6 protein-coding genes and 2 pseudogenes are annotated in these 12,688 nt (G+C 71.4%); all 8 read right to left on the bottom strand.

Annotated features, from left to right (window positions below; all coding sequences use genetic code 11):
• Nucleotides 1-54: 54 nt before the first annotated feature.
• The 8 genes and pseudogenes from whiA to rsgA all read right to left on the bottom strand — a co-directional run bounded on the left by whiA (nt 55) and on the right by rsgA (nt 12,555).
• Nucleotides 55-1,035 carry a DNA-binding protein WhiA gene (whiA, locus tag ACZ6TI_RS41670; protein ID WP_465350804.1) on the bottom strand — a complete coding sequence of 327 codons (981 nt, stop codon included), beginning with the start codon at nt 1,033-1,035 and terminating at the stop codon, nt 55-57.
• A 58-nt stretch (nt 1,036-1,093) separates the two neighbouring features.
• Nucleotides 1,094-2,053 carry a gluconeogenesis factor YvcK family protein gene (locus ACZ6TI_RS41665; protein ID WP_465350902.1) on the bottom strand — a complete coding sequence of 320 codons (960 nt, stop codon included), beginning with the start codon at nt 2,051-2,053 and terminating at the stop codon, nt 1,094-1,096.
• Between the two features lie 11 nt (nt 2,054-2,064).
• Nucleotides 2,065-2,958 carry an RNase adapter RapZ gene (rapZ, locus tag ACZ6TI_RS41660; RefSeq protein WP_465350803.1) on the bottom strand — a complete coding sequence of 298 codons (894 nt, stop codon included), beginning with the start codon at nt 2,956-2,958 and terminating at the stop codon, nt 2,065-2,067.
• Between the two features lie 623 nt (nt 2,959-3,581).
• Nucleotides 3,582-5,603: pseudogene (gene uvrC / locus ACZ6TI_RS41655) on the bottom strand (excinuclease ABC subunit UvrC); the annotation flags it as partial.
• Between the two features lie 131 nt (nt 5,604-5,734).
• Nucleotides 5,735-6,250 (bottom strand): Rieske (2Fe-2S) protein, encoded by a 516-nt coding sequence (locus ACZ6TI_RS41650; RefSeq protein ID WP_465350802.1) that lies wholly within the window; start codon nt 6,248-6,250, stop codon nt 5,735-5,737.
• Nucleotides 6,251-6,590: 340 nt separating this feature from the next.
• Nucleotides 6,591-9,545, bottom strand: a pseudogene (gene uvrA / locus ACZ6TI_RS41645) (excinuclease ABC subunit UvrA); the annotation flags it as partial.
• A 137-nt stretch (nt 9,546-9,682) separates the two neighbouring features.
• Nucleotides 9,683-11,494, bottom strand: a complete 1,812-nt coding sequence (locus ACZ6TI_RS41640) for a DUF6311 domain-containing protein (protein ID WP_465350801.1) — start codon at nt 11,492-11,494, stop codon at nt 9,683-9,685.
• Nucleotides 11,495-11,517: 23 nt separating this feature from the next.
• Nucleotides 11,518-12,555 carry a ribosome small subunit-dependent GTPase A gene (gene rsgA, locus ACZ6TI_RS41635; RefSeq protein WP_465350800.1) on the bottom strand — a complete coding sequence of 346 codons (1,038 nt, stop codon included), beginning with the start codon at nt 12,553-12,555 and terminating at the stop codon, nt 11,518-11,520.
• Between the last annotated feature and the right edge of the window lie 133 nt (nt 12,556-12,688).

The raw sequence follows: 12,688 nt of genomic DNA, 5'->3' as shown, positions 1-12,688 counted from the left end.
GGGTTGAGCGCAACCCAAGTCGCATTTCGCCCGTCGGAGCGGAGCGACGACCAACTACACAGCCATCATCTCGGGCGTTACTGCCGCTTCGGTGTCGGGGATGCCCAGGTCGCGGGCGCGCTTGTCGGCGAGGGCGAGCAGACGCCTTATGCGGCCCGCGATGGCGTCCTTGGTCAGCGGAGGGTCGGCCAGCGCGCCCAGCTCCTCCAGCGACGCCTGACGGTGTTCCAGGCGCAGCTGACCGGCGCTGGTCAGGTGGTTGGGGGCCTCGTCGGCGAGGATCTCCAGGGCGCGGGTGACCCGGGCGGCGGCGGCCACCGCGGCACGGGCCGAGCGGCGCAGGTTGGCGTCGTCGAAGTTGGCCAGCCGGTTCGCCGTGGCCCGCACCTCGCGGCGCACCCGGCGTTCCTCCCAGGCCAGCACGCTGCCGTGCGCGCCGATGCGAGTGAGCAGCGCGGCGATCGCGTCACCGTCCTTGATCACCACCCGGTCCACGCCGCGCACCTCGCGCTCCTTGGCGGTGATGCCGAGCCGGCGGGCGGCGCCGCGCAGCGCCAGTGCCGCCTCCGGGCCGGGACAGGTGATCTCCAGCGCGCTGGACCGGCCGGGCTCGGTGAGCGAGCCGTGAGCCATGAACGCGCCTCGCCAGGCGGCCACCGCGCAGCACACGTTCGCGGAGACCACGTGCGGCGGCAGGCCACGCACCGGGCGCCCGCGCACGTCCAGCAGGCCGGTCTGCCGGGCCAGCGCCTCGCCGTCCTTCACGATCCGGACGATGTAGTGGCTGCCCTTGCGCAGACCGCCGCCGGCCAGCACGTGCACTTCGCTCGGGTACCCGTACACCTCGGCGATCTCGCGGCGCAGGCGGCGGGCCACCGCGCCGGTGTCGAGCTCGGCCTCGACCACCACCCGGCCGGAGACGATGTGCAGCCCGCCGGCGAAACGCAGCAGCGCGGCCATCTCCGCCCGCCGGCAGCACGGCTTGGGCACGTCGACCCGGCTCAGCTCATCCTTGACCGCTGCCGTCATAGCCATCGTCTTCGTCACCTCATGCGCCGGATCTTGAACAATGTGTGCCTTGGTACGCGAGTGCTTAACGAGCGGCACCCAGGACAGGCACCAGTGCAACGCCCAACGACTCAGGATCATGCCTCGGGCTGCCGTCCGCAACGGCCAGTGGTGCCAATACGAGCCGGGCGCCGAGCGCCTCCGCGGCGTGATGCACCGGTTCGGGCTCGCCCACCCATTTCGCGTCGGCGAGCACTATGTCGACGGTCAGCTCCGGCAGGTACCACCGCAGCGCGGCCAGGTGATCGGCGACCGAGAGACCGAGCGTCTCGTTGTCCGCCGCCAGGTTGAGCGTGACCAGTTTGCGGGCCGGGCTGGCCACGATCGCGCGGGCCAGCTCGGGCACCAGCAGGTGAGGCAGAACACTCGTGTACCAGCTGCCGGGACCGAACAGCAGCCAGTCTGCGGCGGCGATCGCCTCGAGCGCGGCCGGGCAGGCCGGCGGCTCGACCGGGTCGAGCCGCACCGCCTCGACGTGGCCGGTGGTGATGGCCACCTGGTGTTGTCCGCGAACGGTCACCGTCTCGGCCGGCCGGGCCGGGTCGTGGCCGCGCACGTCCGCCTCGATGCCGACCGCGTGGCAGGCCATCGGCAGCACCCGGCCGTGCGCGCCGACCATCCGGCCGGCGTGGTCGAGCGCGTCCACCGGGTCGTCGAGCATCTCCATCAGCCCGAGCAGCAGCAGGTTGCCGACCGCGTGCCCGGCCAGCGGGTCGGGGTCGCCGACCGCGGCGAACCGGTGCTGCAGCAGCGCCGCGGTGCGCTGGGCGCCCGGGTCGTCGTCGGCCAGCGCGGCGATCGCCTGGCGCAGGTCGCCGGGTGGCAGCTGGGCCTTGCGTTCGGCGCGCAGCCGGCCGCTGGAGCCGCCGTTGTCGCCGACCGTGACCACGGCGGTGATGTCCACGTCGAGCGCGGGCACGCACTGCCGGAGCGCACGCAGCGCGGCGCTCAATCCATGACCGCCGCCGAAGGCCACCACCCGCATCGTCGCGCCCGTCACTCCCGCCCCAGGTCGCGATGCGAGGCGTGGGCGGAGAGCCGGATGTCGCGCAGGCGGGTGGTCAACTCCTCGGCGATCGCCACGCTGCGGTGCTTGCCGCCGGTGCAGCCGATCGCCACGGTCAGGTAGCGCTTGCCCTCGCGCTCGAAGCCGGGCGCGGTGGCCGCGATCAGCGACGCGTACGTCCCGACGAAGTCGTTGGCGCCCTCCTGGCCCAGCACGTATCCGCTCACCGCCTCGTCCAGGCCGGTGTGCTCGCGCAGCTCGGGCACCCAGAAGGGGTTGGGCAGGAAGCGCGCGTCCATCACATAGTCGGCGTCCGGCGGCAGACCGTATTTGAAGCCGAAGGACAGCACCGTGATCCGCAGCCGGCGCGCGTCCTCGCCGCCGAACAGCTCCTCCACCCGGCGGCGCAGCTGGTTCACGTTGAGGTGGCTGGTGTCGATGATCACGTCGGCCTGCTCGCGGGCCTCCTCGAGCAGCTTGCGCTCGGCGGCGATGCCGTCGGCCAGCCGCCCGTCGCCCTGCAGCGGGTGCGATCGGCGCACCGATTCGAAGCGGCGGATCAGCACCTCGTCGTCGGCGTCCACGAACACCACGCGCGGCGAGAAGCCGCGCTCCTTCAGCGCCCGGATCGCGCCGGCCAGGTCGGTGGAGAAGGCGCGGCTGCGCACGTCGAGCACCATCGCGGTGCGCCGGGCCGCGCCGCCGGCCTGGAACGCGAGCTGCGCCATGTCCAGCATCAGCGCCTGCGGGAGGTTGTCCACGACGTAGAAGCCGACGTTCTCCAGCGCCCGGGCCACCGTGCTGCGGCCGCCACCGGACAGCCCGGTGACGACCACCAGGTCGGTGTCCTCCTCGGCCAGAGTCTCGTCCGACAGATCCGTCACGCACGCCTCCCGCGTCACCTCACCCGCCCCCGCGGGCGGACACTGCATCCTAGGCCGACCTCGTGGCCGCCGACCGGGGGACGCACTGTCCACTACACGATCCGGTCAGGTATGAACCGTCACTTCCCACAGCCGTGTCACCCCGCCGGTGCGGCGCCGTCTAGCGCCGGCGGGCGGCGAGAGGCTCGTCCCACCGGCGCCGCCGAAGTCACCACTCAGGCCCGGTCCGCGCCGTCGCCGCCCGCCGCGGCGTGCACGGCCCGCCAATCCGGGCCGTCGCCACCGCCCGGCTCAGCCCGGGTGCCCGGCAGGTCATCGCCGGCACCGTCCGTCGACGCCCGGCGCGCGGACCCCGACTCCCGGCCGTCGCCGCCGGCCGGCTCACCCCCGGCGGCCGACAGATCGTCACCGGCACCGCCGGCCGGCACCCGGCGCGCGGACCCCGAATCCTGGCCGTCACCACCGGCCAGCGGTGACGGGCGCGCGGGCTGCCGTGGATCGGACCTTGGGTCCGGGCCCTCGGCGGGTGGGCGGGCCTGCGGGCGGTTGGCCCGGGACTTCGTCCGTCCGGCGCCACCGCGCGGGACCGCGCCCGGCTCGGCGTCCGCGGCGTCCGGCGCCGGATCGGCGGCGGTCGCGGGGCCCAGAGCCGCCAGCACCGCCTCGGCCGTGCGCCGCCCGATGCCCGGCACCTCGCACACTTCCTCGGGCGTGGCCTGACCCAGCCGCTTGAGCGAGCCGAAGTGCCGCAGCAAGGCCTTGCGCCGCGTCTCCCCCAGCCCCGGCACGTCGTCGAGGGCCGACGCGGTCATCCGCTTGGACCGCCGCTGCCGGTGGAACGTGATGGCGAACCGGTGCGCCTCGTCGCGCACCCGCTGCAGCAGATAGAGCGCCTCCGAGGTGCGCGGCAGGATGACCGGGAAGTCCTCGCCCGGCAGCCACACCTCCTCGAGCCGCTTGGCCAGCCCGCACAGCGCCACGTCGGTGATGCCCAGATCGGACAGCACCGCGGCGACCGCGTTGACCTGCGGCTGGCCACCGTCCACCACGACCAGTTGCGGCGGATAGGCGAACCGCCGCGGCTTCCCGGTGAGCGGGTCGATGCCGGGCAGGTCATTGGTGGGCAGGTCATTGGTGGGCAGGTCATTGGTGGGCAGGTCATTGGTGGGCAGGTCGGTGGCGGGAAGGTCGGTGGCGAGGTCGTCGGCGACGGCCTCGGGGGCCGGCTCGGCGGGCGCGGCCTGCGCCTTGTAACGCGCGAACCGCCGGCGCATCACCTCGCTCATCGCGGCCAGGTCGTCGGTGCCGCTGCCGTCCGCGTTGCCGCGCACCGCGAACCGCCGGTATTCGCTCTTGCGCGCCAGCCCGTCCTCGAAGACCACCATGCTGGCCACCACGTCGGTGCCCTGGATCTGGGACACGTCGAAGCACTCGATGCGCAGCGGCGCGGTCTCCGTGCCCAGCGCCTCGGCGATCTCGTCGAGCGCCTTGCTGCGGGTGGTCAGGTCGCCGGCCCGGCGCAGCTTGTGCCGGGCCAGGGACTCGCCGGCGTTGCGGGCCACCGTCTCCATCAGCGAGCGCTTGTCGCCGCGCTGCGGCACCCGCAAATGCGCCGGGCGGCCGCGTTTCTCGCTGAGCCACTCGGACAGCGCCGCGGCGTCGTCCGGCAGCTCGGGCACCAGGATCTCGCGCGGCACGTCGCCGCCCTGCTCGTCGCCGTACATCTGGCTGCAGAAGTGGTGCACCAGGTCGCCGGTGGACAGGTCCTCCACCTTTTCCACCACCCAGCCGCGCTGGCCGCGGATGCGTCCGTCGCGCACGTGGAAGACCTGCACCGCGGCCTCGAGCGGGTCCTCGGAGAAGGCCACCACGTCGGCGTCGGTGCCGTCGCCGAAGACCACCGTCTGCTTCTCCATCGCCCGGCGCAGCGCCGCGATGTCGTCGCGCAGCCGGGCCGCCCGCTCGAAGTCGAGCTTTTCGGAGGCGGCCAGCATGTCGCGCTCGAGCCGCTTCACGAAGGTGTCGGTCTTGCCACCCATGAAGTCGCAGAAGTCGAGCACGATGGCCCGGTGCTCCTCGGCGTCGACCGTGCCGACGCACGGCGCCGAGCACTTGCCGATGTAACCCAGCAGGCAGGGCCGGCCGATCTGCCCGGAGCGCTTGAACACCCCGGCCGAGCAGGTGCGCGCCGGGAACACCCGGAGCAGCAGGTCGAGGGTCTCGCGGATGGCCCACGCGTGCGAATAGGGACCGAAGTAACGCACGCCCTTGCGCTTGGCGCCGCGCATCACCTGCAGCCGTGGGTATTCCTCGTTGAGCGTCACGGCCAGGAACGGGTACGACTTGTCGTCGCGGTATTTGACGTTGAACCGCGGGTCGAACTCCTTGATCCAGGTGTATTCCAGCTGGAGCGACTCGACCTCGGTGCCGACCGTGACCCAGTCGACCGAGCCCGCGGTGGTGACCATCTGCTGGGTGCGGGCATGTAGCGACCAGGTGTCCGCGAAGTAGGAGTTCAGTCGGCTGCGCAGGCTTTTCGCCTTGCCGACATAGATCACCCGGCCCTGGGGATCGCGGAAGCGATAGACGCCGGGGGCGTCGGGAATGGTCCCGGGAGCGGGCCGATAACTGGACGGGTCTGGCACGGGTTCCACACTAATCCGAACCCCTGACATGATTACCCGACCGGAGGTCCGTTGCCGCCGCCACGGCGTCGGGCCTCCGGCCGGGAAACCGGTCCCCCTGACCTGATGGAGCTCGGTCCGGCAGCGATCGCCTAAGCGGCGACGATGTCGTCCCCGTCTACCTTGACCTGCGTCTCCGGCAGCGGCTTGTTCGCCGGGCCGCCCTGCGGCGAGCCGTCCTGGATGGAAAATTCGCTGCGGTGGCACGGGCAGAGGATCACGCCGCCGTCGATCTTGTTGACGTCGCAGCCCTGATGCGTGCACACCTTGCTGAACGCCTTGAACTCACCGGCCACGGGCTGGGTGATCACGTAGTCACCCTTGATCACGCCGCCGCCCTCGGGCACCTCGGAGACCTTCGCGAGGGATGTCGCCGAGCCGCCGGTGTCGCCGCCGCCGGTGGCCGGTGTGCTGCTGCCGGCCGGGATCGGGTCGTTGGTGAATCCCGGCTCGTTCTGGCCGGTGCTGCCCGTGGTGTCGGTGCCGCACGCGGCGAGCAGGCAGGCCGCGCCGACCGCGCCCGCTCCCGCGAAGACCGCCCGACGCGGTGCTCCCGGGCGTTCGTGCTTGCAGGTCGTGTGCTCAGGCCTCGCTTGCACGTCAGTCATCAGTCGGAACCCTTCCGCTAACACCTCTTGTCCGCGCGTGACGGTCACGCGGCGTTGCTTCCCTATACGCTCGCTGCCGCTGCACGGTTCATTGGTTGAAGGCACAATAATCCACGGCCGACAACAGCTTCGACCCCATTTGCCACGACTTGTCGCGAGGATTTGCAGGGTTTTCACAGGTACGGCGCCGCCTCGGACCACCAGTGGCAGTGCGAAGCGACGCCGTTACCGTGCGTTATCAACGCTAGGCGGTGGCATTCGCCCGTGACCGGCCGGCGCGGGGCCGGCCGTTGCCGTTGGCCGGGGGCTCCTCCGCCGCGGCGGCCGTCTTGGCCGCGGTCGCCTTGGCGGGGGTCGCTCGGGTGCGCCGCGCCGGGGTGGCCTTGGTGGCGCCGGCGCCGTTCGCCTTGGTGGCCCGGGCGATCGCCTTGGGCGCGCCGCTCGGCTCGCCGCTCAGCCCGAGCATCGGCCGCAGGAAGCCGCCGGTGTGGCTCTCCGGCACCTCGGCCATCTCCTCCGGCGTGCCGGCCGCCAGCACCAGCCCGCCCTTGTTGCCGCCCTCGGGACCCATGTCGATCAGCCAGTCGGCGGTCTTGATCACGTCGAGGTTGTGCTCGATCACGATCACCGTGTTGCCCTTGTCCACCAGGCCGTTGAGCACCATCAGCAGCTTGCGGATGTCCTCGAAGTGCAGACCGGTGGTCGGCTCGTCGAGCACGTAGACCGTGCGGCCGGTGGAGCGTTTCTGCAGCTCGGAGGCCAGCTTCACGCGCTGCGCCTCCCCGCCGGACAGGGTCGGCGCCGGCTGGCCCAGCCGCACGTAACCCAGCCCCACGTCGACCAGCGTCTTCAGGTGCCGGTGGATGGCCGGGATCGCGGCGAAGAACTCGGCGCCCTCCTCGATCGGCATCTCCAGCACCTCGGAGATCGTCTTGCCCTTGTAGTGCACCTCGAGCGTCTCCCGGTTGTACCGCGCGCCCTTGCACACCTCGCACGGGACGTAGACGTCCGGCAGGAAGTTCATCTCGATCTTGATGGTGCCGTCGCCCGCGCAGTTCTCGCAGCGGCCGCCCTTCACGTTGAACGAGAACCGGCCCGGACCGTACCCCCGCACCTTGGCCTCGGTGGTCTCCGCGAAGAGCTTGCGGACGTTGTCGAAGACGCCGGTGTAGGTCGCCGGATTCGACCGCGGAGTGCGCCCGATCGGCGACTGGTCGACGCCCACCACCTTGTCGACGTGCTCCATGCCGCTGATCCGGGTGTGCCGCCCGGGCACCATCCGCGCGCCGTTGATCGTGTTGGCCAGCACCGTGTAGAGGATGTCGTTGACCAGTGTGGACTTGCCCGACCCGCTGACCCCGGTGACCGCGATGAACTGGCCGAGCGGGAAGCCCACCGTCAGGTTCTTCAGGTTGTGCTCACGCGCGCCCTGCACCACCAGCTCGCGGCCGGCCACCTGCGGGCGCCGGTGCCCCGGCAGCGGGATCTTCTTGCGGCCGGACAGATAGGCCCCGGTCGGCGACTGCTTGTTTGCCAGCAGGCCCTTCACCGACCCGCTGTGCACGATGTTGCCGCCGTGCTCGCCGGCGCCCGGGCCGATATCGACGATCCAGTCGGCCTTGCGGATGGTGTCCTCGTCGTGCTCGACCACGATCAGCGTGTTGCCCAGGTTCTTCAGCCGGACCAGCGTCTCGATCAGCCGGTGGTTGTCGCGCTGGTGCAGGCCGATCGACGGCTCGTCCAGCACATAGAGCACGCCGACCAGGCCGGAGCCGATCTGGGTGGCGAGCCGGATGCGCTGCGCCTCGCCGCCGGACAGGGTGCCCGCGCCGCGGTCCAGCGACAGGTAGTCCAGGCCCACGTCGACCAGGAAGCGCAGCCGCGCGTTGATCTCCTTGAGCACCCGCTCGGCGATCATCTTCTGCCGGTCGTCGAGCTCGATGGTGGACAGCAGGTCGGCGCACTCGCCGACGGACAGGTTGCAGACCTCGGCGATGCTCCGGCCGGCGATGGTCACCGCCAGCACCTCGGGCTTGAGCCGCGTGCCGCCACAGGTCGGGCAGGGCACGTCGCGCATGTATCCCTCGTATTTGTCGCGCGACCAGTCGCTCTCCGTGTCGGTGTGCCGCCGCTCGATCCACTGCACCACGCCCTCGAAGCCGGTGTAATAGGACCGCTCGCGGCCGTATTTGTTCCGGTAGCGCACGTGGACCTGGTCCTCGGAGCCGTGCAGGATCGTCTTCTGCGCCCGGGAGGAGAGCTGCCGCCACGGGGTGTCCACGCTGAACTTCTCGGCCTCGCCGAGCGCCTCGAGCAACCGCAGGAAGTATTCCAGCGTCGAGCCGCCGGACCAGGGCTGGATCGCGCCCTCGCGGATGCTCCGCTCCTCGTCCGGGATGATCAGCTCGGGGTCGACCTCCTTCTTGGTGCCCAGGCCGGTGCACTCCGGGCAGGCGCCGTAGGGCGCGTTGAAGGAGAAGACCCGGGGCTCGAGGTCCTCGATCGCCAGCGGGTGGTCGTTGGGGCAGGCCAGGTGCTCGGAGAAGCGCCGCTCGCGGGCCGGGTCGTCCTCCGGCAGATCCACGAAGTCGAGCAACACCATGCCGCCGGAGAGCCCGAGCGCGGACTCCACCGAGTCGGTCAGCCGCTGCTTGCTGCCCGCCTTGACGCTGAGCCGGTCGACCACCACCTCGATGGTGTGCTTCTCCTGCTTCTTCAGCTTGGGCGGCTCGGTCAGCGGGTGCACCACGCCGTCGACCCGGGCCCGGGCGTAACCCTTTGCCTGGAGCTCGGCGAACAGGTCCACATATTCACCCTTGCGGCCGCGGATCACCGGGGCGAGCACCATGAACCGGGTGCCCTCCTCCATCGCCAGCACCCGGTCGACGATCTGCTGCGGGGTCTGCCGGCTGATCCGCTCGCCACACACCGGGCAGTGCGGGATGCCGGTGCGGGCGAAGAGCAGACGAAGGTAGTCGTAGACCTCGGTGATCGTGCCGACGGTCGAGCGCGGGTTGCGCGAGGTGGATTTCTGGTCGATCGAGACGGCCGGCGACAGGCCCTCGATGAAGTCCACGTCGGGCTTGTCCATCTGCCCGAGGAACTGCCTCGCGTAGGACGACAGCGACTCCACATACCGCCTTTGGCCCTCGGCGAAGATCGTGTCGAACGCGAGGCTCGACTTGCCGGAGCCGGACAACCCGGTGAACACGATCATGGCATCGCGGGGCAGGTCCAGGTTGACGTCGCGGAGGTTGTGCTCCCGCGCGCCGCGGATGATCAATCGGTCGGCCACAGCCAGGCGCTCCGAACATGTGTATGAGAGTCAGCAAAGTCGCGGCCACTTTAGCCACGGGGTACGACAAAAAACGGCGACCCTGGTGCAGCGCCGTGCGCCCCTTGCACATTCCCGCAGATCCGGCGGGCCAACCGTCACTCGCGAGGGGGAACCGGCAGGTCGCGCATGTCCCAGAGCAGCACTCCGCCCACTCTCTGTGGTTGCCGCTGGAGGAGATCGGTGAGGGTGGCGCCGAGCAGGTCCACGTTACGACTGCCGGGCACCAGCACCACCACGGCCGTCCGCCAATATGTGAAGTCGGCCACGGCGCGCGCCCGGAGCGCGTCGTTCAATGTCGGCGCCCGGCCGTTCTCGCGGACCCACCACAGCAGGTTGGAGGTGTACCGCTGCGGCGCGTTCCACGAGCCCGTGGTGCTGATCGGCGGGTTGACCGGGCCCATGAAGTAGCCGCGCGGCACCGGGAAGTCGCCGCCGCTGAGCGCCAGCCAGCGCATCCCCTCGCGGCCGCTGGTCACCTCGGGCAGCGGCACCGGCACCAGGCTGCGGCCGGCCGGCACGTAGTCGCGCCACATCCCGTCGGCGATGAACGGCGGCAGCGGCTCGGCCGGCACGGTGGGCAGCGGCTTGGGCAGCACCGGGATGATCGCCACGGCGAGCAGCACGCCGAACCGGACCCGGCGCTTGCGGGGCAACCGCAGACCGCGGTCGACGCCGAGGGCCAGCAGCACCCCGACCAGGGTGGCGGTCACCATCGCGAACCGGGTCACGCTCACCAGGTCGATGATCGGCACGTGGCTGACCAGGCCGAACGGCATCGGCAGCGAGCTGTCCCAGCCACCGATCCGCAGGTATGGCCCGAACGAGACGATCAGCAGCACCAGCGCGGCCACCGCCACGGCCCGGGCCGCGACCACCCGGCGCAGCAGGATCAGCGCGACGACCAGCAGAACCAGCATCGGCAGTCCGAAGAACGTGTTGTCCTCGGTCGGGCTGATGCTCAGCCACCGGCCGACGGCGTTGTTGCCGGCCAGCGACTGGCGGGCATAGGCGCCCACCGCCAGCAGGTCGGTGACGAACTTGCCCGGCACGAAGGGCTGCCCCTGGTAGGACCCCGGCCCGGTGAACTGGAACCACAGCGGATAGGCCAGCAGCACCCCCGAGGTCGCCGCCGCGACGCCCAGCCCGGCCGCGAACCGCCCGGCCGCCTCGCGCACGACCCGCCACGAGAACACCGCGTACGCGATCACGAAGACGCCCAGCGTGAGCGCGGTGAAGAGGAGGACCTCCTCGTTGACGAACACCTGCAGCACGATCAGCAGCCCGACGATCACCCCGCCGCGCAGCACCCGGCCGGGCTCGCGCAGCCGCAGCACCTGCCAGACCAGGAACGGCACCACGAACTGGCTGACGAAGTTGATGTGCCCGTTGGCGTGCGACACCATCGCCGGGCAGAAACCGCACCACAGCCCGCCCACCCACGCGGCGAACCGGTTGCGTACCAGATGCCGGGAGAAGACCCAGAACCAGGCCGCCGCCGTGCCGGCCAGGCCGAGCGTGAGAAGAAGGACCACCGACAGGCCGGGGCCGAAGAGATGGGTGATCGGCGCGACCGGCAGCGTCAGCGCCAGGATGGACGTGTTCGCCATCATGTTGACGCCGTCCGGCACGTTCATCCGGTCGCTGAACAGCGGGTTGTCGCCGTGGAAGAGCACCCGCTCGCCGTGCGTCACGGCGAAGAGGAAGAAACCGTGGTCGTCGTCGTTGTGCGACAGCACGCGGCCGTTCGGATCGAGCCACAACTGGATCAGCACCAGCGCGGCCAGCACCGGATAACTCGCCCAGGCGGCCCACTCGCGCATCCGGCGCGGGCGCGGCAGCACCCGTCTCGGCGGGACGGTGGGAACCGGCTCCGCCGGGTTGTCGACCTGCTCATCCACCGCGCGCACCGGTGCATTCTGCCAGAGGCGCGTTACGGACGGCGTTTGCGACGACCGGCGGCGCCGGCCAGGCGCACGGCCTGCCGTGCGCTCTCCACCGCGACCTCCTGATGCAGCTTGCGCCAGCTCTCCAGCCGGCGCGCCGACAGGGTGCCCGCGGCCAGTTCGGCCTGCACCGCGCAGCCCGGCTCGGCGTCGTGCCGGCAGTCCCCGAACCGGCAGAACGAGGCCAGCTCGGCGATGTCCGCGAAGGCCTGGTCCAGCCCGGCCGCGGTGTCCAGCAGACCGACGCCGCGGATGCCGGGGGTGTCCAGCACCGCGCCGCCGCCGGGCACCGGCACCAGACTTCGATAGGCCGTGGTGTGCCGGCCCTTGCCGTCCGCCCGCCGGATCGCCTGCACCGGCATGATCTCGGCGCCGGTCAGCGCGTTGACCAGGGTCGACTTGCCCGCCCCCGATCTGCCGAGCAGCGCCAGCGTGCGACCGGGGGTGACCAGCTCGCGGAGCGGCTCGAGGCCGGTCCCGGCGCTCACGCTCACCGGCAGGACCGGGACCCGCGGAGCCAGGCGCGACATCTGCTCGGCGAGCGCCTCCGGGTCGTCGGCGGTGTCGGATTTGGAGAGTACGAGCACCGGTTGCGCCCCGGAGTCCCAGGCGAGCGCGAGCAGCCGCTCGATGCGGGAGTCATCCGGCTCGGGGTGGATCGGCTCGACCACCGCGACCGTGTCCATGTTCGCCGCCAGCACCTGCCCGCTGGCGTCCTTGTCCGCGGTGCGGCGGATCAGCGTGGTGCGCCGGGGCAGCACGCACTCCACTGTGGTGCGGCGATCCGGCCAGCGCCGCAGCACCACCCAGTCGCCGGCACAGGGCAGCCGGGACGGGTCGCCGGCGGCGGAGAGCAGCAGTCCGCCGGCCAGTGAGGCGCGGGTGACGCCGGTCTCGTCGAGCACCGTGCAGACCCCGCGGTCGGCGCGCAGCACCCGCGCCGGGGAGGAGTCGGAGCGGTCCACGGGTCGATATGCGGATGCGAAAATCTCGTCCCAGCCGAGCTGGGACAGGTCGTGCGTCATGAGATCCCTTTGAGTGAGGGGAGAGCGCGGATGACCGGGGTCAGCCGTGCGCCTCCGCGCGACGGGACGCAGCAAGAACGAGCACGCTTCCCACCTCCTCCGCGGGTTCGATCGACGCGTCTGCACCGACGGT

This window comes from Actinoplanes sp. NPDC051388, assembly GCF_055586225.1.
This window is presented reverse-complemented; position numbering and strand designations above follow the sequence as displayed.

Coding starts and splice junctions, on each gene's coding strand:
- whiA (WP_465350804.1), bottom strand. CDS start 1,035: ATGGCTATGACGGCAGCGGTCAAGGATGAGCTGAGCCGGGTCGACGTG.
- ACZ6TI_RS41665 (WP_465350902.1), bottom strand. CDS start 2,053: ATGCGGGTGGTGGCCTTCGGCGGCGGTCATGGATTGAGCGCCGCGCTG.
- ACZ6TI_RS41650 (WP_465350802.1), bottom strand. CDS start 6,250: ATGACTGACGTGCAAGCGAGGCCTGAGCACACGACCTGCAAGCACGAA.
- rsgA (WP_465350800.1), bottom strand. CDS start 12,555: ATGACGCACGACCTGTCCCAGCTCGGCTGGGACGAGATTTTCGCATCC.